Origin of the sequence: Sphingomonas larreae (assembly GCF_051400595.1) — a bacterium.
Lineage (GTDB): Bacteria > Pseudomonadota > Alphaproteobacteria > Sphingomonadales > Sphingomonadaceae > Sphingomonas.
On the sequence record NZ_JBLFFI010000003.1, the window covers coordinates 534,307 to 557,807 of the forward strand.

The 23,501-nt window shown below is 69.8% G+C and carries 25 protein-coding genes; 13 read left to right on the top strand and 12 right to left on the bottom strand.

Translation table 11 applies throughout. The annotated features are described in order from the left end of the window. Position 1 precedes the first annotated feature (1 nt). The 4 genes from ACMGDM_RS14075 to radA form a co-directional block, all read right to left on the bottom strand. The gene (locus ACMGDM_RS14075) at positions 2-1,768 is read right to left on the bottom strand and encodes a cation:proton antiporter domain-containing protein (protein ID WP_436804735.1); all 1,767 of its coding nucleotides are present in this window, start codon (positions 1,766-1,768) and stop codon (positions 2-4) included. Beyond that, positions 1,768-2,208, bottom strand: a complete 441-nt coding sequence (locus tag ACMGDM_RS14080) for an iron-sulfur cluster assembly scaffold protein (protein ID WP_436804736.1) — start codon at positions 2,206-2,208, stop codon at positions 1,768-1,770. Before ACMGDM_RS14080 ends, ACMGDM_RS14075 begins: the two co-directional genes overlap by 1 nt. Continuing rightward, on the bottom strand, positions 2,205-2,765 hold the full coding sequence (locus tag ACMGDM_RS14085; RefSeq protein ID WP_436804737.1) for a CvpA family protein: 561 nt from the start codon (positions 2,763-2,765) through the stop codon (positions 2,205-2,207). The genes ACMGDM_RS14080 and ACMGDM_RS14085 overlap by 4 nt, the downstream gene beginning before the upstream one ends. A 152-nt stretch (positions 2,766-2,917) precedes the next feature. After that, entirely contained in the window at positions 2,918-4,294 is a 1,377-nt protein-coding gene (radA, locus tag ACMGDM_RS14090) for a DNA repair protein RadA (protein WP_436804738.1), read from the bottom strand. Positions 4,295-4,454: 160 nt separating this feature from the next. Between radA and ACMGDM_RS14095 the strand changes: the two genes are divergently transcribed. Beyond that, entirely contained in the window at positions 4,455-5,171 is a 717-nt protein-coding gene (locus ACMGDM_RS14095; protein ID WP_436804739.1) for a hypothetical protein, read from the top strand. Between the two features lie 230 nt (positions 5,172-5,401). Here ACMGDM_RS14095 and ACMGDM_RS14100 read toward each other — a convergent pair whose 3' ends face one another. After that, a complete protein-coding gene (locus ACMGDM_RS14100; protein ID WP_436804740.1) occupies positions 5,402-7,009 on the bottom strand; it encodes a phosphoenolpyruvate carboxykinase in 1,608 nt (535 codons plus the stop codon). A 180-nt stretch (positions 7,010-7,189) separates the two neighbouring features. On the opposite strand from ACMGDM_RS14100, the gene ACMGDM_RS14105 reads away from it, so the two are divergent. The 7 genes from ACMGDM_RS14105 to ACMGDM_RS14135 are packed head-to-tail and all read left to right on the top strand — an operon-like array spanning position 7,190 to position 12,286. After that, the gene (locus ACMGDM_RS14105; protein WP_436804741.1) at positions 7,190-7,894 is read left to right on the top strand and encodes a response regulator; all 705 of its coding nucleotides are present in this window, start codon (positions 7,190-7,192) and stop codon (positions 7,892-7,894) included. Beyond that, a complete protein-coding gene (locus ACMGDM_RS14110) occupies positions 7,863-9,440 on the top strand; it encodes a stimulus-sensing domain-containing protein (RefSeq protein WP_436804742.1) in 1,578 nt (525 codons plus the stop codon). Before ACMGDM_RS14105 ends, ACMGDM_RS14110 begins: the two co-directional genes overlap by 32 nt. Further along, the gene (locus ACMGDM_RS14115; protein WP_436804743.1) at positions 9,437-9,865 is read left to right on the top strand and encodes an HPr kinase/phosphorylase; all 429 of its coding nucleotides are present in this window, start codon (positions 9,437-9,439) and stop codon (positions 9,863-9,865) included. Before ACMGDM_RS14110 ends, ACMGDM_RS14115 begins: the two co-directional genes overlap by 4 nt. Beyond that, positions 9,829-10,761: an RNase adapter RapZ gene (rapZ, locus tag ACMGDM_RS14120; RefSeq protein WP_436804744.1), complete on the top strand. Its 933-nt coding sequence runs from the start codon at positions 9,829-9,831 to the stop codon at positions 10,759-10,761. Before ACMGDM_RS14115 ends, rapZ begins: the two co-directional genes overlap by 37 nt. Before the next feature lie 29 nt (positions 10,762-10,790). After that, positions 10,791-11,198, top strand: coding sequence for a PTS sugar transporter subunit IIA (locus ACMGDM_RS14125; RefSeq protein ID WP_183921381.1), 408 nt, complete (start codon positions 10,791-10,793; stop codon positions 11,196-11,198). Continuing rightward, positions 11,195-11,464 carry an HPr family phosphocarrier protein gene (locus ACMGDM_RS14130; RefSeq protein WP_183919901.1) on the top strand — a complete coding sequence of 90 codons (270 nt, stop codon included), beginning with the start codon at positions 11,195-11,197 and terminating at the stop codon, positions 11,462-11,464. Before ACMGDM_RS14125 ends, ACMGDM_RS14130 begins: the two co-directional genes overlap by 4 nt. Positions 11,465-11,485: 21 nt before the next feature. After that, positions 11,486-12,286: a TrmH family RNA methyltransferase gene (locus ACMGDM_RS14135; protein WP_436804745.1), complete on the top strand. Its 801-nt coding sequence runs from the start codon at positions 11,486-11,488 to the stop codon at positions 12,284-12,286. 283 nt (positions 12,287-12,569) lie between these two features. Here ACMGDM_RS14135 and ACMGDM_RS14140 read toward each other — a convergent pair whose 3' ends face one another. The 4 genes from ACMGDM_RS14140 to recR form a co-directional block, all read right to left on the bottom strand. Next, positions 12,570-13,376, bottom strand: a complete 807-nt coding sequence (locus ACMGDM_RS14140; RefSeq protein ID WP_436804746.1) for an APH(3')-I family aminoglycoside O-phosphotransferase — start codon at positions 13,374-13,376, stop codon at positions 12,570-12,572. 8 nt (positions 13,377-13,384) lie between these two features. Next, positions 13,385-14,809 carry a DNA recombination protein RmuC gene (locus ACMGDM_RS14145; protein WP_436804747.1) on the bottom strand — a complete coding sequence of 475 codons (1,425 nt, stop codon included), beginning with the start codon at positions 14,807-14,809 and terminating at the stop codon, positions 13,385-13,387. Positions 14,810-15,059: 250 nt separating this feature from the next. Beyond that, a complete protein-coding gene (def, locus tag ACMGDM_RS14150) occupies positions 15,060-15,593 on the bottom strand; it encodes a peptide deformylase (RefSeq protein WP_436804748.1) in 534 nt (177 codons plus the stop codon). Positions 15,594-15,638: 45 nt separating this feature from the next. Then, entirely contained in the window at positions 15,639-16,235 is a 597-nt protein-coding gene (recR, locus tag ACMGDM_RS14155) for a recombination mediator RecR (protein WP_436804845.1), read from the bottom strand. A 55-nt stretch (positions 16,236-16,290) separates the two neighbouring features. Between recR and fmt the strand changes: the two genes are divergently transcribed. The 3 genes from fmt to ilvD all read left to right on the top strand — a co-directional run bounded on the left by fmt (position 16,291) and on the right by ilvD (position 19,774). Beyond that, positions 16,291-17,196 (top strand): methionyl-tRNA formyltransferase, encoded by a 906-nt coding sequence (gene fmt, locus ACMGDM_RS14160; protein WP_436804749.1) that lies wholly within the window; start codon positions 16,291-16,293, stop codon positions 17,194-17,196. A gap of 31 nt (positions 17,197-17,227) precedes the next feature. After that, the gene (gene truA, locus ACMGDM_RS14165) at positions 17,228-17,974 is read left to right on the top strand and encodes a tRNA pseudouridine(38-40) synthase TruA (protein ID WP_436804750.1); all 747 of its coding nucleotides are present in this window, start codon (positions 17,228-17,230) and stop codon (positions 17,972-17,974) included. Positions 17,975-18,052: 78 nt separating this feature from the next. Next, entirely contained in the window at positions 18,053-19,774 is a 1,722-nt protein-coding gene (gene ilvD / locus ACMGDM_RS14170; RefSeq protein ID WP_436804751.1) for a dihydroxy-acid dehydratase, read from the top strand. A gap of 85 nt (positions 19,775-19,859) precedes the next feature. Here ilvD and ACMGDM_RS14175 read toward each other — a convergent pair whose 3' ends face one another. Beyond that, the gene (locus ACMGDM_RS14175; RefSeq protein ID WP_436804752.1) at positions 19,860-20,249 is read right to left on the bottom strand and encodes a BLUF domain-containing protein; all 390 of its coding nucleotides are present in this window, start codon (positions 20,247-20,249) and stop codon (positions 19,860-19,862) included. Between the two features lie 251 nt (positions 20,250-20,500). Between ACMGDM_RS14175 and leuA the strand changes: the two genes are divergently transcribed. Both leuA and ACMGDM_RS14185 read left to right on the top strand, forming a co-directional pair. After that, positions 20,501-22,159, top strand: a complete 1,659-nt coding sequence (gene leuA, locus ACMGDM_RS14180) for a 2-isopropylmalate synthase (protein ID WP_436804753.1) — start codon at positions 20,501-20,503, stop codon at positions 22,157-22,159. Next, positions 22,156-22,821, top strand: coding sequence for an HAD-IA family hydrolase (locus ACMGDM_RS14185; protein WP_436804754.1), 666 nt, complete (start codon positions 22,156-22,158; stop codon positions 22,819-22,821). The genes leuA and ACMGDM_RS14185 overlap by 4 nt, the downstream gene beginning before the upstream one ends. Here the strand turns inward: ACMGDM_RS14185 and ACMGDM_RS14190 are convergent. Continuing rightward, complete coding sequence (locus ACMGDM_RS14190; RefSeq protein WP_436804755.1) at positions 22,800-23,279, bottom strand: hypothetical protein; 480 nt, start codon at positions 23,277-23,279, stop codon at positions 22,800-22,802. The genes ACMGDM_RS14185 and ACMGDM_RS14190 overlap by 22 nt on opposite strands. Next, entirely contained in the window at positions 23,279-23,482 is a 204-nt protein-coding gene (locus ACMGDM_RS14195; protein ID WP_436804756.1) for an LPXTG cell wall anchor domain-containing protein, read from the bottom strand. Before ACMGDM_RS14195 ends, ACMGDM_RS14190 begins: the two co-directional genes overlap by 1 nt. Positions 23,483-23,501: the final 19 nt, after the last annotated feature.

Sequence of the window (23,501 nt, forward strand, 5' to 3'; positions counted from 1 at the left end):
TTCACTCGCGCTGCCCCCCGCCCCATGGCGCCTGCTCCGCAACGAGCGCCCGCGCCGCGCGCAGGTCACCCGCCTCGATCTGGATGCGCAGTCGCTCGCGGTCGCGCGCGCGATACATCTGCTCGGCCCGGTCGATCTCGGCGGGCGAGACACCTAGTCCCTCCAGCGCCAACCGTGCCATACGAATGGCTGACTCGAGCACCTCGCGCACCACCGCGCGCGCCGGGCCGGGCTTGAGCCGCACCAATGCGCGCCGGTCGAACGTGCGGACGTAGATCGCCGCGCGCGGGAACGCCTCGTGCACCGCCTCGAGCTGGCCGAGATCGAGCTGGTCGCCGTCCATGCAAAACATGATCAACTCCGCCTCGGCCGCGCCGGCCTGGCGCAGCAGGTCGAGCCGCGTACCGTCGCCGTAATAGACCTTGGAGCCGAACTCCTCGGCGATGTCGATCATCTCGATGTCGGTGTCGATCAGCGTGACGGGGATGTCCTGCATCATCAGCATCTGCCCGACCGTTTGCCCAAACCGGCCGTAGCCGACGATGATCGCGTTGGCGCCGTCCGCCTTGGGGCCGTCGCGCGCGCCATCGGCGACGATCGGCTCCTCGCGGAAGCGTCGCGTAAACATCATCAGGAACGGCGTGGTCGCCATCGACAGGGTGATGATCGCGCCGAACAGGCTCGCCGCCTGAGGCGCGATCAGATAGGCCGTCTGCGCCTGCGCGAGCAGCACGAAGCCGAACTCGCCGCCCTGGCTCAGCAGCAGCCCGAGCGCGAGCGCCTGCCGCCACTTCATGCGGAAGGCGAGCCCCAGCGCAGTGATGATCCCCGCCTTGGTGGCGATCAGCGCCGCCGCCATCGCCACCACGAAGAAGGGCCGCTCGGCGATGGCGTGAAGATCGAGCATCATGCCGACCGCGAGAAAGAACAGGCCGAGCAGGATCGAGCGGAACGGCTCGACGTCGGTCTCGAGTTCGTGGCGATACGGACTGTCTGCCAGCATCACGCCGGCGACGAACGCGCCCAGCGCGGTGGACAGGCCCAGCCACTCCATCAGCGCCGCCGCGGCGATCACCGTGAACAGCGCGGCGAAGACGAACATTTCGCGCTCGCCGAGATTGCCGATGCCACGGAACAACGGACGCAGGACGAAGCGCCCGACCGCGACCAGCCCGGCGATCGCGAGCACGGTATAGACCACCAGCAGCCAGCCGGGCGGCCCGGCGGCTGCCGCGGGATTGCGGCTCATCGCGGCGATGATCGTGATCATCGGGATGATCGACAGATCCTGGAACAGCAGGATCGAGAAGGCGCGCTCGCCGAACGGGGTCCGCAGCCGTCCCGAGGATTGCAGCATCGGCAACACCTGCGCGGTCGACGACAAGGCCAACGGCATGCCGACCGCCAGCGCGGCGGCGAGCGAGAACTTCGCCGCCAGCGCGAGGATCGCCGCGATCGCCACGCCGCAGCCGACCACCTGGATCGCGCCCAGGCCGAGAATGTCCTCCTTGAGTCGCCACAGCCGCGTCGGGCTCAGTTCCAGCCCGACGATGAAGAGCAGCAACGTGATGCCGAGTTCGGCGAAGCCCAGCTTGGTCTCGGCGTCACCCACCAGGCCGAGCAGCTGCGGCCCGACGAGCGCGCCGGCGACGAGGAAGCCCAATGTCGCACCCAGCCCGAGCCGGCGGAACAGCAGCACGAACACGAGCCCGGCACCGAGCAGGATCGTGCCGTCGCGCACCAGCGAGCCGTCCGCGGCGTGCTCCATCACGCGACGACCCGGCGGGCCGCGCGCGCCTGCTCGGCCGCCTCCGCCGCCGCTTCGAACGCGAGCCGGATCGACGGGTGACGCGCGGTGAGCTTAAGCCCCGGAGCGAAGATCTCGATCCCGGGCCAGTCCGGCACTTCGCCGGTGCCGGCCAGCCAGGCGGTGAGCGCGTCGCGCACCAGCGCCAGCTCCTCGGGCGTGCGGCCGACCGCGTGCCGCGCCAGCAGCGTCGACGCGGCCTGGCCCAGCAGACAGGCGCGCACCTGCGTGCCGAGCGCGGCGACCCTGCCGGCGTCGTCGACGTTCACGTCCACGGTCACGCGGCTGCCGCAGATCGGCGAGCGCTTCTCGGCCGTGCCAGCCGCACCATCAAGCCGCTCCGGATAGGGATTGCCGATCGCCAGCGCGCTGATCTCGGGGGTGTACAGGTCCAGGCTCATGACGACGTCTTGGCTCCATCGGGGCGCGCCGGCAACCGCGGCCCGAACACGGGTTCACCCGCGCGCCGGCGCGCGACAAAGTCGGCAATCGAGCCGCTGGTCGCGGTGAGCAGCGGATAGGTCCGCGCCTGCGTCAGCCACGCCGGCCGGTGCGACGGCCCGCCGCCCGTTACGTCGAGCACGAGGATGAGCAAAAGATAGGCGAGGCTCGCCAGGATCAAACCCTTGAGCGCGCCGAAGCCGAAACCGAGCGCCCGGTCGATGGGCCCGAGCACCGAGGTGCGGGTGCGCCGCGCCACCGCGCTGACCACGATCTTGCTGAGAAAATAGGTGCCCGCGGTAAGGATCACAAAGGCGAGCACCGCCGCGCCCGATACGCTGCCGACCGGGGTGGCGAGCGCATGCGCGAGCGGCAGGTGAAAGATCTTGAGCGCGAACACCATCGCCACCCAGGCGAACAAGGCCAGCACCTCGCCAATGAAACCGCGCCTCAGTCCACCCAGCGCGGTGAGCGCCACCGCGGCGAGTACGGCGATGTCGAGCCCCTGCCAATTCATGTCCGCCTCCATATGGCGTGACGGCGGGATGAGCTAGCGCGAGTTGCGGTGAGGGCGCGCGCGAAGGGGGCAGGGCGGCTACTCGGGATGGTGACTGAAGAGCGGCTGGAGCGACGCCGATCCTTCCCGCGAGCGGGGTGGATCTACCCTCCTTACCCTCTCCCCAGCAGATGATCGACGAACTGCCCCAGCGTGCGGAAGCTCGAGCGCCGCATTACGTCGCGCTCCGCACCCGCGGCGCTGTCGGGCAGCAGCGCGCGCTCGAAGCCGAGCTTGGCCGCTTCCTTGAGCCGCAGCGGCGCGTGCGCGACGGGGCGCAGCTCGCCCGACAGCGCGATCTCGCCGAACGCCACCGCATCGGCGGGCACCGGGCGCTCGCTCAGCGCGGACACCAAGGCCGCCGCCACGGCGAGGTCGGCCGCCGGGTCCTGCACGCGATAGCCGCCCGCGACGTTGAGATAGACCTCACAAGTGGAGAAGCTGAGGCCGCAGCGCGCCTCCAGCACCGCCAGAATCATCGCCAGTCGCCCCGAGTCCCACCCGACCACCGCGCGCCGCGGCGTGGCGCCGCTGGCGAGCCGCACCACCAGTGCCTGGATCTCGACCAGCACCGGCCGCGTCCCCTCCAGCGCGGGGAAGACGGTGGCACCGGTTACACCTTCGTCGCGCTGGGTGAGGAACAGCGCAGACGGATTCGACACCTCCGCCAACCCTTCCCCTGCCATGGCGAAAACGCCGATCTCGTCGGTGCCGCCGAAGCGGTTCTTGAGGCTGCGCAGGATGCGATACTGGTGGCTGCGCTCGCCCTCGAAGCTCAGCACCGTGTCAACCATATGCTCGAGCACGCGCGGCCCCGCGATCGTGCCGTCCTTGGTGACATGGCCGACCAGCACCACCGCGGTGCCGCGCTCCTTGGCGAAGCGGATCAGTTCCTGCGCGCTGGCGCGGACCTGGCTTACCGTGCCGGGCGCGCCCTCGATCAGGTCGGAGTGCATCGTCTGGATCGAGTCGATCACCAGCAGCGCGGGCGGGCGATCCTGCGACAAAGTGGTGAGGATGTCGCGCGTTGAGGTCGCTGCGGCGAGCTTGACCGGCGCGTCGCCCAGCCCGAGCCGGCGCGCGCGCAGCCGCACCTGATCCGCCGCCTCCTCGCCCGAGACATAGGCCACCTCATGCCCGCGTCGCGCCAGGGTGGCCGCGGCCTGGAGCAGCAGCGTCGACTTGCCGATGCCGGGATCGCCGCCGATCAGCGTCGCCGATCCCGCCACCAGCCCGCCGCCGAGCGCGCGGTCGAGCTCGGCGATGCCGAACGGCGTGCGCGGCGGCAGCGCCACCTCGGCATCAAGCCCGACCAGCGTGATGGTGCGCCCGCCGCCTTGAAGATTATGCTTGGCCTGGAACGGCGTAGCGGCGACCGGCGCCTCCTCCACCAACGTGTTCCACTCCGAACAGTCCGCGCACTGGCCCTGCCAGCGATGGGTCACCGAGCCGCATGACTGGCACACGTAGCGCTTGTGGATCTTGGCCATCGCCCGTCCATAGCGCCCCGGGAACAGGAAGGGAACGACTGTTCGATGAACAAGCGGTTCACCTCAGGTGCAGGCCGGGTCGGCCATCCCTCGGAACCCTCGTTGTGACGCGATCGTTTCAGCGACGATATCTTTTCGCAAACGACCACAGGAGTTTCTCGTGAAGCACTTCGCCGTTCTCGCCCTCGCTTCCGCCGCCGCCCTCCCGGGGTCCGCGCTGGCGCAAGCGTCGGCGCCGGCCCAGGCGCCTGCCACGGGTGGAGCCGCCGTCACCACCGGCGCGACCGTCTATGACACGTCGGGTGGCGTCGTCGGCACCGTCGAAAGCACCGACGGTACTAATGCGGTCGTCAACACCGGTACGGTCAAGGCCGCGATCCCGCTGACCTCGCTCGGCAAGGGCGCGCAGGGACCGGTGCTGGCGATGACCAAGGCCCAGCTCGAGGCCGCCGCGGGTCAGCAGCAGGCGCAGGCATCGGCCGACTTCAAGTCCAAGCTGGTGCCCGGCGCTACGGTCTACGGTACCGGCGGCAGCCAGCTCGGCACGATCAAGTCGGTTGATGCTAGTGGCGTGACGCTGACCACGGCCGATGGTCCGGTGGTGCTGCCGACGACCGGCTTCGGCCCCGGGCCGCAGGGCGTGATGCTCGGCATGACCGCGGCGCAGCTCAAGGCGGCCATGACGGCGGCGGGCGGCGGCAGCGCGGGTGCGTCGTCGTCAACCTCGTCGGCGACGAGCACCACCGAGACGGCCGCCGGCACCATCGCCGCGACCGGCACCGAGAGCACATCGACGCCGGGCACCACGGCCGACGCGTCGACCACCGCGCCGGGTGCGACCACGACGACGACAAAGAGCAAGCGCAAGCCGCGCTAATCAGGGGCTAGGTTGAGTCAGGAGCGCCGCCCGCGTCGAGGGACGTCGGCGGCGCTTCTTTTCTGAGGCGCCGGGCTCGTGCCAGCCGGGCGTCGTACCCAGCGAAGGCGGCGGCTCGGCTAAATGGCGATCGAGCTAGATCGCCGTTCTTTGCCGCGCGGCTCGACCGTTCGCAGAGCTACAGGCACGGCTTGACGCCGTCTCCGCCTCTTGGCGTCAACCTTGCTCCATCACGCCGACGCGACCGCCCGCGGCGCGGCATCACGTACGCCCTGATCGACGTGATCCGCGAACTGCGCGAAATTGTCGTTGAACAGGTTGACCAGCCGCGCCGCCGCGGTGTCATAAGCGAGCTTGTCCGCCCAGGTCACGCGCGGGTCGAGGATCGCGGGATCCACCCCGGGCACCGCGACCGGCACCTTGAACCCGAAGTTGGGATCGGTGCGGAACTCGGCGTCGTTCAGGCTGCCATCCAGTGCCGCGTCGAGCAGCGCGCGGGTCGCCTTGATCGGCATGCGGTGACCGATCCCGTACGAACCGCCGGTCCAGCCGGTGTTGACCAGCCAGCAGTCCACCCCGCCGCGCGCGATCCGCTCCTTGAGCAGGTTGCCATAGACCGACGGGTGGCGCGGCATGAACGGCGCGCCGAAGCAGGTCGAGAAGGTCGCGTCCGGCTCGGTCACCCCCATCTCGGTGCCCGCCACGCGCGCGGTATAGCCCGAGAGGAAGTGATACATCGCCTGGTCGGGGGTCAGCTTGGCGATCGGTGGCAGGATGCCGTACGCGTCCGCGGTGAGCATCACGATGCTGCGCGGCGTGCCGCCCATGTTGCGTTCGGACGTGTTCGGGATGAAGTCGATCGGATAGGCGCCGCGACTGTTCTCCGCGAGCGACGCGTCGTGTAGGTCAAGCTGGCGTGTCACCTCGTCCATCACGACGTTCTCGAGCACCGTGCCGAACCGCTTGGTGGTCGCGAAAATTTCGGGCTCGGCCTCGGGCGAGAGGCGGATCATCTTGGCGTAGCAGCCGCCCTCGAAGTTGAAGACCGCATCATCCGACCAGCCGTGCTCGTCGTCGCCGATCAGCGTGCGCTTGGGATCGGCGGACAGCGTCGTCTTGCCGGTGCCCGACAGCCCGAAGAACACCGCGGTGCGCCCATCGTCGCCCATGTTGGCGGAGCAGTGCATCGGCATCACGCCGGTCGGCGGCAGCAGATAGTTGAGGATGCCGAACACCGACTTCTTCATCTCGCCGGCGTAGCGCGTGCCCCCGATCAGCACGAGCTTCTCGCTCATGTTCACCGCGATCACGGTCTCGCTGCGGCAGCCGTGGCGCGCCGGATCGGCACGGAAGCTCGGCAGGTCGATGATCGTGTAATCGGCCACAAAGCCCTTCAGTTCCGGCTCTTCCGGGCGGACGAGCATCGTGCGGATGAACAGATTGTGCCATGCCAGCTCGTTGATGACGCGGACGCGGACGCGGTGGCCCGGCTGCGAGCCACCGTAAAGATCCTGGACGAACAGGTCGCTCCTGGCGCGCAGCGCGGTGAGAAAGTCTTCCTTGAGCGCGGCGAAATGCTCGGGGGTCATCGCCTTGTTCGACTTGCCCCACCACACGCTCGCCTCGGTCTCGGCGTCGCGCACGATGAACTTGTCCTGCGCAGACCGGCCGGTGTGCGGTCCGGTCTCGACCACCAACGGACCGTCGGCGGAGAGCTTGCCCTCGTTGCGCGCCACCGCCGCCTCGACCAGCCGCGCGGTGACCAGATTCCAGTGCAACGTGGCACGCGTTTCGATACCCTGCGCCTCAAGCCCGGCATCCGGAATGCGATCGCTCAATGGTCCATCCTCTTTTTCGCCCGCGCCGCGGTCTCACAGCGCGATCTCTGTTTAACATGTTTACGCCTTCGGTTACGCCCCGTCAAACGTGTTAAACACGGCGATCATACCGCTCTTGCGCGGCATTGAGCGCAATCGTGCTTTCGATTACCCACTGGACGCTATGACCCGGACCATCCGATGACGGCTACGATCGCGCTGGTCGACGACGACCGCAACATCCTCACCTCGGTGTCGATCGCGCTGCAGGCGGAAGGGTTCCTGACGCGGGTCTATTCTGACGGGGAGGCAGCGCTGAAGGCGCTGGTCGACAATCCACCCGACCTCGCCATCTTCGATATCAAGATGCCACGAATGGACGGGCTCGAGCTGCTCCGCCGGCTGCGCGAGAAGAGCCGTATTCCGGTGATCTTCCTGACCAGCAAGGACGACGAGCTCGATGAGGCGCTCGGCCTTGCCATGGGCGCGGACGATTATATCGCCAAGCCGTTCAGCCAGAGACTGCTGATCGCGCGCATTCGCGCCATCCTGCGGCGCACCGAGGGCAGCACCGCATCGGAGAGCGAGGATACCGCCTCCCGAGGCCCGATCGAACGTGGTCGGCTGGTGATGGATCCCGCGCGGCATCGCGTCAGCTGGGACGGTCACGGTGTGACGCTGACCGTCACCGAGTTCCTGATCCTGGAGACGCTGGCGCAACGCCCCGGCATCGTGAAGACGCGCAACCAGCTGATGGACGCGGCCTATCAGGACGACATCTACGTCGACGACCGCACCATCGACAGCCATATCAAGCGGGTCCGTCGCAAGTTCCGCGAGGTTGATCCCGGCTTCGATTCGATCGAGACGCTGTATGGCGCCGGCTACCGCTTTTCCGAGGAGTGATGCCGCCGAACAGGCGCGCTCCTGGTCCGGCACGGTTTCGCTCACCCCGCGGATCCTCGCGGTCAACATTCTTGCGCTGCTCCTGTTGGCGGGCGGGTTCTTCTACCTCGACTCGTTCCGCAGCCGCATCCTCGACGGGCGCGCCGCCCAGGCCGCGCGCGAGGCCCGGCTGATGGCGGAGGCGCTCAACGCCACCCCCGACGCGCGCCGCGACTGGCTGCTCGCGCGGCTCGCCGGCGATACCGGCACACGGCTGCGATTGTATGACGCAGGCGGCCAGCTGCTGGTCGACACGCGCGCGCTCGGCGTCGCCAACTTCCGGCTCGACGATCCGGACGACGACTCGCTCGCCAAGCGCAGCGCGCGCTGGCTCGATGCCGGGATCGATCGCGTCGTTCGAGCGCCGCTTGCGCCGGGCTATCGCGAGCGTACCGACGGGCGACGCTGGCCCGACGTCCGCGCGGTGCTCGGCGGCGCCGTGAGCGCGGTGACGGTGTGGCGCGCGCCCGACCGCACCCCCGTGATCACCGCCGCCGCGCCGCTGCCGGGCGGGCGCGCGCTGCTGAGCGCGGTCAACGCGCGCGACATCACCGAGCGCGTCCGGCTCGAGCGCTTCCGGCTGAGCGTGGTGCTGCTGGTGGTGGCGGCGATCTCGGTCGGGCTCTCGCTGTTCCTCGCGCGTACCATCGTCAACCCGCTGCGCCGGCTCGCGCGCGCCGCCGTGCGCGTCCGCCTCGGCCGCGCACGCGAGGTGGTGGTACCGCGGCTGCCCGAGCGCCGCGACGAGATCGGCATGCTCGCCCGTGCGCTCAGCGACATGAGCCTAGCCTTGCGCGCGCGCATCGACGCCACCGAGGCGTTCGCGGCGGACGTCACGCACGAGCTCAAGAACCCGCTCGCCTCGCTGCGCTCGGCGGTGGACGCGCTCCAGCACGTGCGCGACGGCGACGCGCAGCGGCAGCTGCTGGCGATCGTCGCCGACGACGTACGCCGTCTCGACCGGCTCATCAGCGACATCTCCGACGCGTCGCGGCTCGACGCGCAGCTGAGCCGCGCCACGTTCGAGCCGGTCGACGTCGCGGCGATGCTCGCGGCGATGGTGGCGCAGCGCGACGCGCGCGGCATCGCGCGCGGCATCCGGCTGCGGCTCGACACGCGCGATCACGACCAGCTCCACGTGCTCGGTGAGGGCGCGCGGCTCGAACGCGTTTTCGCCAATCTCATCGACAATGCGATCTCCTTCTCGCCCGAGGGCGGCGTGGTGAGCGTCGCGGCGCGACGCGACCGTTCGATGCTGGAGGTGCGCGTCGAGGACGAGGGACCCGGCGTGCCCGAGGAGGCGCGCGAGGCGATCTTCCAGCGCTTCCACTCGGTTCGCCCGACGCAGGAAGGGTTCGGCGAGCATAGCGGACTGGGGCTCGCGATCGCGCGCACCATCGTCGACGGCCACCAAGGGCAGATCGGTGTCGAATCGCGCGACGACCGGCTGAGCGGCGCGCGTTTCGTGGTGCGGCTGCCGCTCGTTGAGCCGGCGGCGACAGCGTGAGCGCGGCCACGACGATCCACGCCACCACCGTCGCGGTGGACGGGCGCGCGGTGCTGATCACCGGCCCCTCAGGCGCGGGCAAGTCCGACCTCGCGTTGCGCCTGATCGACCGCGGCGCCGAGCTGGTCGCCGACGATTACACGGAACTGGTACATGACGGCGCCGGATTGGTGGCGGGATCGCCCGCGACGATCGCGGGACGGATGGAGGTGCGCGGGCTCGGGATCATCAACTGGCCGTATCGGCTGGTCGCGCCGGTCGCGCTGGTGGTCGCGCTCGGTGAGGAAGACGAGCGCATGCCCCACCCCAGGCTGGTCGACATCGCCGGGGTCACCCTGCCCGAGATCGTGATCGACCCGCGCTGGCCGTCTGCACCGATCAAGGTGGAATGGGCGTTGGCGCGGCTGAAGGAGATGCCGACGTGACCGAGGTACTGCTGATCACCGGAATGGCGGGTGCCGGCGTCACCACCGTCCTCAAGACGCTCGAGGACATGGGCTGGGAGACGGTGGACAGCGTGCCCTTGTCGCTGCTCACCCGCGTCGTCGCGCTGCCGCCGGACAGCGGCGAGACGCCCCGCCCGCTCGCCTTCGGCTTCGGCACGCGCACGCGCAACTTCGACCCCGCCGCGGTGCTGCGCCGCTTCGAGCAATTGCGCGAGGAGCCCGGGGTCGAGGTCGGCATGCTGTTCCTCGATTGTTCGGAGGGCGAGCTGGCACGCCGCTTCGCCGAGACGCGTCGCCGTCACCCGCTCGCCGACGACCGCCCCGCCGCAGAGGGGATCGCGCTCGAGCGGCGGTTGCTCGAGCCGCTGCGCGCGCGCGCCAACCGGCTGATCGACACGACTCGGCTGACCAGCAACCAGCTCGCGCAGGATATCCGCCGCACCTTCGCGCGCGACGACACCATCGGCACGACGCTCACCGTCGAGTCGTTCGGCTTTGCGCGCGGGGTGCCGGCGGGGGTCGACCTGGTGTTCGACATGCGCTTCCTGCGCAACCCGCACTGGGTGCCCGAGCTGCGCCCGCATACCGGGCTGGACCCCGAGGTCGCCGCCTATGTCGCGGCAGATCCGGCCTATGATGAGGCAGTTGGCCGGATCGAGGAGTTGCTCCTGCTGCTCGTCCCGCGCTATCACGCCGAGGGCAAGCCCTATGTCACCGTCGCCTTCGGGTGCACCGGCGGCAAGCACCGCTCGGTGCATGTCGCCGAGCGGGTCGGTCGTCGGTTGCGTGAGGCGGGCTTTTGTCCCACCATCACGCATCGTGACCTGGCGGCGGCACCGCAGGATGCGCTTGAAGGACGACCATCGCGTCAATGAACGAAGTATCGAAGCCTATGCTCGGACCCGTGATCGGTCTGGTGCTCGTCACCCACGGCCGCCTCGCGGACGAGTTTGTGACGGCCATGGAACATGTCGTCGGCCCGCAGGGGCAGGTGCGCACCGTTGCGATCGGCCCTGACGATGACATGGAGGCGCGCCGCGCCGACATCGCCGGCGCCATCGCCGAGGTCGACTCGGGGCGCGGCGTGATCGTGCTGACGGACCTGTTCGGCGGCACGCCGTCCAATCTCGCGATCTCGCTCATGGAACGCGGACGGATCGAGGTGATCGCGGGCATCAACCTGCCGATGCTGATCCGGCTCGAGTCGGCGCGCAAGGCGATGACCGTCACCGCCGCGGTCGCCGCCGCACGCGAGGCGGGGCGGAAGTATATTTCGGTGGCGTCGGAAGTGCTCGGCGAGGCGGCGGCGTGACCGTGTCGCGCACCGTGGAGGTGACCAACCGCCGCGGGCTGCACGCGCGCGCCAGCGCCAAGTTCGTCACGCTGGCCTCGGGCCAGCCTGCGCCGGTGAAGGTCGCCAAGGGCGATTCGGAGGTGGTCGGCACCTCGATCATGGGGCTGATGATGCTCGGCGCCGCCAAGGGCGACCAGATCACGATCAGTGCCGAGGGCGACTCCGCCGAGGACGTGGTCGCGACGATGTGCGCTCTGGTCGAGGGCAAGTTCGGCGAGGACTGAGGTCCGCGCCGCGATCCGCTCATGCCCCGCACCGTCACCGCTTATTCCAACCCGCTCGTCAAGCGAGTCCAGGGCCTGCGCGACAAGCGCCACCGCCGCGAGGAAGGGCTGTTCCTCGCCGAGGGGCTGCGCATCCTGACCGAGGCACGCGAGACCGGGCGTGTGCCGGTGTACCTCTTCTACGCCGCCGCGAGCGCGCGCCACCCGCTGGTGCTCGCGCTGGTCCACGCGGTCGAGGCGCGCGGCGGCGAGGCGATCGAGACCATCCCCGACATCCTCGCCAAGCTGTCGGGCAAGGACAATCCACAGGCGGTGGTGGGCGTGTTCGAGACGTTCGAGACGCCGCTCGCCGCGCTCGACCGCCACGCCGCGTCGATCTGGCTGGTGGCGGAGCGGCTGCGCGATCCCGGCAATCTCGGCACGATCCTGCGTACCGGCGACGCGGTCGGCGCGGGCGGGTTGATCCTGATCGACGAGTGCGTCGACCCCTTCTCCACCGAGGCGGTGCGCGCCAGCATGGGGGCGCTGTTCACCGTGCCGATCGCGCGCGCGCCCTGGGGCGACTTCCTGGCATGGCTGCGCGGCGGCGCGGGGCAATTGGTCGGGCTGAGCCTCCAGACCGAGCAGGGTTATCGCGAGGCGCGATATGCGGCGCCGACCTTCCTGCTCACCGGCAACGAGGCACAGGGATTGCCGGAGGCTTACGAGCGCGAGTGCGACCTGCTGGTCAAGCTGCCGATGCTGGGCAAGGCGGACAGCCTCAACGCCGCGGTGGCGACCGCGGTGATGGCCTATGAGGTGCTGGCGCAGCACCGCAAGTGACTGACGTGGCGGATGCCGGCGCGCGAATGTTGAGAATGTTGAGTCAGTGGCGCGGTTCGTCACCGTGGTGGATGTTGAGTCGCGGGCGCGGAAGGCGGCAGTCGCGGTCAAAAGCACACCGGAGAGGAGCGTGCCCGGCGCGAGCGCTGAGCCGCCTCTGCCGGATAGCGGCAAACCTAAGAAGTGGCGGCCACACGGGAGCGAGGTCATCCTCTCCCGATAACCGCCGATCGTGCCCGTAGGACAGGCTCGGCGCGAACGGTCGCGGGCCTTGGCATCGCGGTCAAAACAATTCGTCCAACATCAGGTGGAAGTCGAGACGGCGCCGATCGAGCGGACGCGCGCCATAGCGATCGAGGAAGCGCTCCCGCAGCGCGCCATCGAACTCGCCGAGGCAGTTCCAGAGGATGGCAATATCCTGGTAGCGGTCAGCGACGCCGGCGCGGCCGACGTCGATGCAGCCCAGCATCGATCCGTCGCGCAGCAGGAGGTTGTCGAGCGAATAGTCGCCGTGGGTCACCACCGGCTCGGCAGCGAAGGGGGTCAAAGACTCCAGCTCCGCCCATATCTGCTCGGCGCTCCACCCGCGACGCGCGTCGTCAAAGTCGTCCTCTTCGACCAACCCGGCGTCAATCCGCTCGCGCGCCCTACGCAGGCGGTGATGATGATCGGCGGCGAAGGGACAGTCCGCGAGCGGTACCGCGTGCAGCCGGCGGAGGAAATCGGCAAGCGCGTCGACCACGACGCCGCGTTGTTCCGAATCCGCCTTGAGCAGCTGATAGGCGGTCTCGCCGCCCAGCGCGCGCGTGACGAGCCAAGCCGCGTCGGTGTCGCGGGTGAAGTGGGTCAGGACTGGCACTGGGACGCGCGGCGCCAGCCAGATCAACCGCGCCATCTCGTCGGTGATCTCATCCGCCACCGAGCCGACGCCGTGCTTCAGGTACAAGTCCGGAGCGCCCGCCGCGCCGCGAAGATGGTAAACCGCCCCGCCCGACTCGCCGACGGTATCGCGTGCCCAGCGGTACCCCGCGAGCGCCTCGGCGAGCGCGGGCGGCAGCAGCGCGGGCATGCAAGGTGTCTCACGCTCCATCGGCGCGGCTATTCCGCCGCATCCTCCAGCGCGCCCACGACCGGGGCCTTCTCTTCCGCCAGCGTCGCCTCCGACACCGCCAGCTTGGTCAGCGGCCGCGCCGCCTGCTCGCCTACCGGCAGCGGGTCGAGGGTCTTGTTGCCGGTGTCGACGTTGAGCGCCTCGAAGCGCCGCGCGCTGGTCAGCACCTGGCTCTCCAGGCTTCCCACGAAGCTGTTGTAGGCGCCCATGGCGGTGTCGAGATTCTTGCCCAACCGCGCCACGTGCGTGCCCATCGTCGTCAGCCGCGCGTACAATTCCTTGCCGAGCGCGCCGATCTCCTGCGCCTCGCGCGCCAGTTTCTCCTGCCGCCACACCGCCGAGACGGTGCGCGCGATCGCGATCAGATTGGTCGGCGTCGCGAGCAGCACGCGGCGATCGAACGCGAAGTCCCACAAGGTCGGGTCGTGCTCCAGCGCGGCGGAGAGGAAATGCTCGCCGGGCACGAACATCACGACATATTCGGGCGCATCCGCAAACTGCGTCCAATAGGCCTTGGCGCCGAGCGCGCTGACGTGCGCGCGCATCGACTGGGCGTGCGCGGCCAGACCGAGCTGACGCTCCGCCTCGTCCACCGCGCCGAACGCGTCCTGATAGGCGTTGAGCGACACCTTCGCGTCGACGATCAACGACTTGCCACCGGGCACGCGGACGATCGCATCGGGGCGCAGCCGCCCGCCGTCGTCCGTGGTGACGCTGACCTCCATCCGAAAGTCGGTGTGTTCGGCGAGCCCGCACGACTCGAGCACGTTGCGCAGCTGCTGCTCGCCCCAGCGCCCGCGCGCCTTGGGCGCGTTGCGCAGCGCGTTGACCAATTTGGCCGCCTCGCCCGAGACTCGCTCCTGCCCGGCGCGCATCGCCTCGATCTGGCCGTGCAGCTGGCCGAACGCGTCGCGTCGCTCCGCCTCGATCTTGGCGACGCCCTCCTCATAGCGCTGGAGCCGATCGTTGACCGGCTGGAGCAGCGCCTTGAGCCCCTGCCCCGCCTGCTCCTCGGATTGCCGTAGCCGCGCCTCGGCGCGCTCGAGGAAGGCCTTCTGCGCGTCGGTGAGCGCGGTCTGCGCGGCGTCGCGGAAGCGCGCGCTGAGCTCGTCCGCGGCCAGCTTGAGGTCGGCGATGCGCTGCTCGGCGGCGCGCCCCTCGGCGGTGAGCCGCGCCACCTCGAGCCGCGCCGCCTCGCGCTCGTCGCGCGCCTGGGCGAGCTCGGCGCGGAGCGGTTCGGCGGCGCGGGCGCGCTCCTCCGCGCCGGCGAGATCGGCGATGGCGCGGCGGAACAGCTCAGCCTGCGCGTCGCGCTCGGCGCGGATCCGCTCGGCCGCGGCGCGGGTCAGCAGCCAACCGGCGAGCACGCCAAGCGCAAGCGCGATCAGCGCGACGGGAAGGAGATCGGTCATGACCGGGAACATAGATCGAACGGGGGCGCGGTCGCAAGCGCGGGGTGCGGGAGCGCGAGATGGGTCGGAGGCGTGCTCCTGCGAACGCGGGTGTCCAGCGGCGACGCCGACACTGGCGGCCCCGGGTTCCTGCGTCCGCAGGAACACGGACGCGGGCGGCGCTATCCTCACCTACCCACCGCCGTCATCCTGAACTCGTTTCAGGATGACGCTCGTGGCTGGGTGAGACGACGACCCGGCTACCCTCCGCTCACCCGCCGCGGCGGAGTTTGTCCAGCTTCTTCAGCAACATCCCACGCTTCAGCCGCGAGATATGGTCGATAAACAGCACGCCGTTGAGATGGTCGATCTCATGCTGCATGCAGGTCGACATCAACCCGTCGAACTCCGCCTCGTGGCGCTCGCCCGCGGTGTCGAGCCAGGTCACGCGGCAGCGCTCGGGCCGGGTCACCTCGGCATATTGCTCGGGGATCGACAGGCAGCCCTCGTTGTAGCTCGACTGCTCCTCGCTCACCCAGCTGATCTCGGGGTTGATGAAGGCCTGGGGAGCGCGCGCGGCCTCGGGCGGCTCGCCCTCCTCCAGTTCGCGCTCCTGCAGGTCGATGACGACGATGCGCTGCAGAATGCCGACCTGGATCGCGGCGAGCCCGATGCCGTGCGCGTCGTACATCGTGTCGAACATGTCGGCAACGATGCCGCGCACCTCGTCGTTCACCTCGGCGACGGGCGCGCAGGTCTCGCGCAGCCGCGCGTCGGGTACCTCTACGATCGGAAGAATGGCCATGCGCGCGAGCTAGGGGCGCGCCGGAGAAGCGTCAAGCGAGCGCGCTTACGCCACCGGCCGCCGTGCGCGCAGCGCCTGCGCCAGCGTGCCCTCGTCGAGATAGTCGAGCTCGCCGCCGACCGGCAGGCCGTGCGCCAGCTGGGTCAGCCGCACCGGGAAGCGCTCCAGCCGCTCGGCGAGATAATGTGCGGTGGTCTGGCCCTCCAGCGTGGCGTTCATCGCCAGCACTACCTCGTCCACCCCGCCCGCCGCGACGCGCGCGAGCAGCGGCTCGATCGCGAGGTCCTCCGGCCGCACCCCCTCCAGCGCGGAGAGCCGCCCGCCGAGCACGTGGAAACGCCCCGGAAACAGCCGCGACCGTTCCAGCGCCCAGAGATCGGCGACGTCCTCGACGACGCAGAGCGAGCGGTCGTCGCGGCGCGGGTCGGCGCAGATCGCGCACGGGTCGGTGGTGTCGACGTTGCCGCAGCTCGAACAGGTCGACAGCCGCTCCTCCACCGCCACCAATGCCGAGCGCAGCGGCGCAAGCGCGCCCTCACGCTTCTTGACGAGGTGGAGCACCGCGCGGCGCGCCGAGCGCGGGCCGAAACCGGGGAGCCGCGCCAGCGCGTTGGTCAGCGCCTCGATCTCGGGGGAAGCCATGCGGAACAGATAGGGGGTTGCGTCGCGCCGCGCCAGCGTGTCGAGAGCTGGCGCCATGCGGATCATCTTCATGGGAACCCCCGACTTCGCGGTGCCGACGCTCGACGCCTTGGTGGACGCCGAGCACGACGTCGCCGCGGTGTACAGTCAGCCACCGCGCCCGGGCGGGCGACGCGGGCGCGAGCTGGTCGCCTCACCGGTGCAGCGCCGCGCCGAGGCGCTCGGGCTGGCGGTACGGACGCCGGTGACGCTGCGCGACGCCACGGCACAGGCGGCCTTCGCATCGCTGGGCGCGGACGTGGCGGTGGTCGCAGCCTATGGCCTGATCCTGCCGCGCGCGGTGCTCGACGCCCCGCGGCTCGGATGCCTCAACGTCCATGGCTCGCTGCTGCCGCGCTGGCGTGGCGCGGCGCCGATCCAGCGTGCGATCCTTGCCGGCGACGCCGAGACGGGCGTCGGCATCATGCAGATGGAGGCGGGGCTCGACACCGGGCCGGTGCGGCTCGAGGATCGCACCGCGTGCGCGGGGAAAAGCGCGGGCGCGCTGACCGCCGAGTTGGCCGCGATGGGCGCGCGCCTGATGGTGAAGGTGCTCGCCGACCCGGACGCCTATCCCCCGATGCCGCAGCCCGAGGAGGGCGTCACCTACGCCGCCAAGATCAGCAAGGAGGAGGCACGCATCGACTTCGCCGCGCCCGCCGCGCAGGTCGAGCGCCAGATACTCGCCTTCGACCCCGCGCCCGGCGCCTTCTTCGAGCACGCCGGCGAGCGTATCAAGATCCGCGCCGCCCGTGCCGAGCATGGCGACGGGACACCCGCTGAGGTGCTCGACGACGCGCTGCTGGTGGCGTGCGGCACCGGTGCGATCCGGCTGCTCCGCGTCCAGCGCGCCGGGCGCGGCGAAATGGACGCGCGCGAGCTGCTGCGCGGCTTCGCGCTGCCGCCCGGCACGATCCTGTGACGGACGTGATGCTGCGGCCGAGGACGAGGCCGTGACCCGGTTTTCGCTGACGGTCGAATTCGACGGGCGGCCGTTCATGGGATGGCAGCGCCAGGCGCACGGACCGAGCGTGCAGCAGGCGATCGAGGAAGCGGCGTACGCGGTCACCGGCGAGACCGTGACGGTTCACGCCGCGGGCCGCACCGACGCCGGCGTCCACGCCACCGCGATGCGCGCGCACCTCGACGTCGCCAAGCCGATCACCGCCTTCCGGCTCGGCGAGGCGCTCAACGCGCGGCTCCGTCCCGCACCGGTGGCGATCACCTCGTGCGCGCCGGTAGCGGACGACTGGCACGCCCGCTTCTCCTGCCTCGGGCGCGCTTACACCTACCGGATCGTCAACCGCCGCGCCCCGCTGACGCTCGCGCGCGGGCTGGCATGGCAGGTGGCGCAGCCGCTCGATGCTGAGGCGATGCACGTCGCGGCGCAGCACCTGGTCGGCCAGCATGATTTCACCACCTTCCGCTCGACGCACTGCCAGTCGGCAAGCCCGGTCAAGACGCTCGGCTCGATCGCAGTGACGCGTGACGGCGAGCGGATCGCGGTGGATGTCGCCGCGCGCTCGTTCCTCCACCACCAGGTGCGCTCGATGGTCGGCTGTCTCGCGTTGGTCGGCCTCGGGCGCTGGAGCGCGGACGATCTCCGCGACGCGCTGCGCGCCGCCGACCGCGCGCGGCTCGGGCTCAACGCGCCGCCGGACGGTCTGTACTTCGTCGCGGCGCGCTACCCGGAGGTGTGAGACCGAGGTTGAGACCGACGCATCTCGGCACAACATACTTGCGCGAATGGCCTCTGCCGCGACATAGGCGTGCGCGCTATGACCCAGACCTTCGACAAATCCCGCCTGCCGAGCCGCCACGTGTCGGTCGGTCCCGAACGTGCGCCGCATCGCAGCTATTATTATGCGATGGGGCTCAGCGAGGAAGAGATTGCGCGACCGTTCGTCGCGCTCGCCTCGGCCGGTAACGACAGCGCGCCCTGCAACACGACTCTCGATGCGCAGGCCGATGCCGCGCGCCGCGGTGTCGAGCAGGGTGGCGGCATGCCCCGCCGCTTCAACACGATCACCGTCACCGACGGGATCGCGATGGGGCACCAGGGGATGAAGGCCTCGCTCGTCAGTCGCGAGGTGATCGCCGACTCGGTCGAGCTCAGCGTGCGCGGCCATTGCTACGACGCGCTCGTCGGCTTCGCGGGCTGCGACAAGTCGCTGCCCGGCATGATGATGGCGATGTTGCGGCTGAACATCCCGTCCATCTTCGTCTACGGCGGATCGATCCTGCCCGGGCGCTTCCACGACCGCGACGTCACCGTCGTCGACGTGTTCGAGGTGGTCGGTAAATATGCCGCGGGCGCCTGCCCGCTGTCCGAGGTGCACGCACTCGAGAAGGTCGCCTGCCCCGGACATGGCGCGTGCGGTGGCCAGTTCACCGCCAACACCATGGCCTGCGTCGGCGAAGCGATCGGATTATCCTTGCCGAACAGTAACATGGTGCCGGCTCCTTACACCACGCGTGAGCAGATCGCGGTGGCCGCGGGGGCGCAGGTGATGGAGCTGGTGGCGCGACAGCTGCGTCCGCGCGACATCTGCACGCGTGCCGCCTTCATCAACGCCGCGCGCGTGGTCGCGGCCACCGGCGGCTCGACCAACGCCGCGCTCCATCTCCCCGCCATGGCCAACGAGGCAGGCATCGACTTCGACCTGTTCGACGTGGCGGAGGCTTTCAAAACAACACCTTACATCGCCGATCTCAAACCGGGCGGTAAGTATGTCGCCAAGGACATGTACGAGGCCGGCGGCGTCTACATGCTGATGAAGACGATGCTCGCGGGCGGGCTGCTCGACGGCGACTGCCTGACGGTCACCGGGCGCACGCTGGGCGAGAACATCGATCAGGTGACGTGGAATCCCGACCAGAAGGTGATCTACGACGTCGCGACGCCGATCACCCCGACCGGCGGCGTTGTCGGTCTGCGCGGATCGCTCGCGCCCGATGGCGCGATCGTCAAGGTGGCGGGGATGCACCGGCTTCAGTTCGAAGGACCGGCGCGCTGCTTCGATTGCGAGGAGGACGCCTTCGCCGCGGTGGAGGCACGCCAGATCGCCGAGGGCGAGGTGATCGTGATCCGCTACGAGGGTCCCAAGGGTGGGCCCGGTATGCGCGAGATGCTGTCCACCACCGCCGCGCTCTACGGGCTCGGCATGGGCGAGAAGGTCGCGCTGATCACCGACGGGCGCTTCTCGGGCGGCACGCGCGGCTTCTGCATCGGCCATGTCGGCCCCGAGGCGGCCGAGGGCGGTCCGATCGCGCTGGTCGAGGATGGCGACGCGATCCGGATCGACGCCGAGGCGGGCACGATCGACCTGCTCGTCGACGATGCGGTGCTGGCAGCGCGGCGGGCGCGCTGGCAGGCGCGCGAGAACGGCTATGGCGCGGGTGCGCTGTGGCGCTATGCGCAGAACGTCGGCCCGGCCTATCAGGGCGCGGTGACGCACCCGGGCGCACGCGCCGAGCGCCACGTGTTCGCGGATATCTGAGGCGGAGGCGCGTCGCTTAAACCGGGCGACGTCATCTTGAACCCGGGATTCACCATGCCGCTGGCGGGGAGCGGCATGGCACCACTCAGGCGGCGCGTTGCAGCCGCGCGAAGCTGTCGAAGGTGGCGCGCACCGCTGGCGAGGCGTTCGCCACCAGCTCGCCGACCCGCTTGGTGAATGAATCACTGTCGGCACCGGGCACGCGCTCCGCCATGGCCCAGGCGCCGAACTCGCGCGTCGGCACCTCGCGGCGCGACAGGATCACCAGCGCGCGATGCCGCGGGTCGAGGCTGATCCGCGAATAAGCGCGCTCGACGATGGCGGGATCACCCTCGAGCGCCTGAAGGAAACGCCGACCGTCGCTGAACAGCAGCCCGGTGATTCGATCGCGTGTGTTATTGGCGCGCGACGCCGCCAGGATCGGTGCGGTAGCGACACTGCCGACCGCGGTGCTGATATAAACCAGCTGCAACATGGTGAACTCCCTCGCAAGCGCCCTCCTTCGCCGACAAAGGTTTCTTTTCGCTCAACATCTCGCCGCTCTCTCGGACGCGCTGGACAAATCCGTGCCCGCCGCGCTACTCCCACCGTCGATGACCATGGCCAACGGCCTCGCCCTCCTGCTTCGACTTACGCGCCCTTAGGCGCGTCACCGCTCGCGCGCTTGTCGCGCCGCGCCTAAGGGCTGGACGTCCCCCTTCTGCTCCTGTCGAGAGAGCCACCGCCATGCTGCGCGACCCCGCGACCAAATACCGTCCCTTCCCGCCGATCGACCTGCCCGGCCGGCGCTGGCCGTCCGCCACGATCACGCGCGCGCCGCGTTGGCTGTCGACTGATCTGCGCGACGGCAATCAGGCGCTGATCGATCCGATGGACGCCGAGAAGAAGACGCGCTTCTTCGAGATGCTCCTCAAGGTCGGACTCAAGGAGATCGAGGTCGGTTTCCCCTCCGCCGGCGCGACCGAGTTCGACTTCATCGCCGGACTGATCCGCGACGATCGCGTGCCCGAGGATGTACAGATCCAGGTGCTCACCCAGTCGCGTCGCGACCTGATCGAGCGCAGCTTCGCGAGCCTGGAGGGCGCGCATAGCGCGATCGTCCACCTCTACAATGCGGTCAGCCCGGCGTGGCGCAAGATCGTCTTCGGCATGTCGCGCGACGAGGTGAAGCGGATTGCGGTCGAAGGCGCCAAGGTGCTCCGCGACGAGGCCGCCAAACGCCCGAACACGCGCTGGCAGTTCGAATATTCCCCGGAGACCTTCTCCACCGCCGAGCTCGATTTCTCGGTCGAGGTCTGCGAGGCGGTCGCCGAGGTGCTGCGCCCCACCGCGGAGGCGCCGATCATCTTCAACCTGCCCGCCACGGTCGAGTGCGCGACGCCCAACGTCTATGCCGACCAGATCGAATGGTTCGCGCGCCACCTGCCGAGTCGCGACGCGGCGGTGATCTCGCTCCACACCCACAATGACCGCGGCACCGGCGTGGCGGCGGCGGAGCTCGGCATCATGGCGGGCGCCGACCGCGTGGAGGGCTGCCTGCTCGGCAATGGCGAGCGCACCGGCAATTGCGACCTCGTGACGGTCGCACTCAACATGTACACCCAGGGGGTCGACCCGCAGCTCGACCTCTCCGACATCGACGCGATCGTGAAGACGGTGGAATATGCCACCAACATCCCGATCCACCCGCGTACGCCTTATGCCGGCGATCTCGTCTTCACCGCTTTCTCGGGCTCGCACCAGGACGCGATCAAGAAGGGTTTCGCCGCCCAGTCGGCGCGCAACGACGGGCTGTGGGAGGTGCCCTATCTGCCGATCGACCCGGCGGACCTCGGCCGCAGCTACGAGGCGGTGATCCGCGTCAACTCGCAGTCGGGCAAGGGCGGCGTCGCCTGGGTGATCGAGCAGGACAAAGGGCTGCGACTGCCCAAGCGGCTTCAGGCCGACTTCAGCCGCCACGTCCAGGCGCTGGCGGACGAGACCAGCCGCGAGCTCAACGCCGCTGATATCTGGGGCGCGTTCGAGCGGGCCTATCTGCCAAGCGCGCACGACCGGTTCGTGCTGCGCGACTATGACGAGAGCGGCACCGCAGGCGAGCGCGTCTTCGTCGGCCGGATCGCGATCGACGGCGAGGAGCGCTCGCTGTCCGGACGCGGCAACGGCCTGATCTCGGGCGTAGTCGCCGCGCTGGCGGACAGCACGGGTCCGACGCTCGACGTCATCGACTATGCCGAGCATGCGATCGGCCATGGCGCGGGCGCGCAGGCCGCCGCCTATCTCGAATGTCGAACCAGCGATGGTCGTACCGTCTGGGGGGTCGGCATCGACAGCGACATTGCCACTGCGAGCGTCCGCGCGGTGCTCTCCGCGGCGAACCGCGCATGACCCGCCGCTATGCCGCCTTCCTGTTCGACATGGACGGAACGCTGATCAACTCGATCCCGTCGGCGATCCGCGCCTGGACCGCCTGGGCCGAGCGCCACCAGATCGACGTCGAGGAACTGATGAAGGTGATGCACGGAGTGCGCGCGATCGAGACGATCCGGCGCTTCGCCCCCCAAGGCGTCGACCCGCAGCGCGAGTTCGAGCTCCTGCTCCAGGCCGAGATCGACGACGTTGCCGACGTGGTCGAGATCGCCGGCGCGGCCGCCTTCACCGCGGCGCTGCCGCCGGAGCGCTGGGCGATCGTCACCTCAGCGCCGCGCTCGCTCGCCGAGGTCCGGCTCAGCGCCGCGGGCGTGGCGCCGCCTGCGGTGATGGTCACCGCCGACGACGTCGAACGCGGCAAGCCGGCACCGGACTGCTTCCTGCTCGCCGCGAAGCGATTGGGCGTGGAAGCGCGCGACTGTCTGGTGTGGGAGGACGCCCCTGCCGGTATCGCCGCGGCAGAGGCGGCCGGCGCCGACGTGATGGTCATCTCGGCCACTCACCACGAGCCCCTGGACACGCCGTGGCGCCAGGTCGACGGCTATGCCGCGCTGTCCGCGACGCTGATCGAAAACAGCGCCCTAGTCCTGGCGGACGTTCAGCGACCCGGCGTCGAATAGGCCGGCGGATCACTCGCGGGGAAGGATTCGTCCGATCCCTCATCGATCGCATCCCAGGCGCGCGGCTCAGGATCGGCGATGTTCGCGGGCCCGGCATCGCGCACCGGCGGCAGGGTCGCGCGCGATGGTTCGGTGACGCGAACGCGTCGCGCCACGCGCCGACCGAGGAGGAACCCGATCGCCGCGGCGCCCAGCATCGCGGGCCAGTTCGGTGCGGCTACCGGCGCAGGTGGAACGGCCGGCCGCTCCCCGGCGCGGCCGCTCGCCTCGACGAAGCTCACGCCCGACTGCTCCTCAAGCGCGATCGTACGACCGTCGCTCGAGATCATCGTATGGGTAAGGTCCTCACCGGCGGGTTCTGGCGTGGCATAGCCCTCTCCGCGCATGCCGCCCGCGGGCGGCTGCTGGTTGTTCTCGGGGTCGGCCGTGCCATAGAGCCGGAAGCCGTCGCCACCCATTATCGTTGCTCCTTCCAGTCGCGGATCAGCGCTGCGACGCCGCCGAGTGCGCCGCCGATCAGCGCGAACAGCAAGACATTGTCGGGGCCAGTCGCCGGGGCGAGGCGGCACTTGACCACGTACAGCATCAGCGCTGCCAACGTGCCCAGGAGGAGAAGCGTGGCCGCGCTGCGCGGTTCGCGTCCTTCGGTGTGGAGCGCCATCATGTGTCTTCCCTTTCGG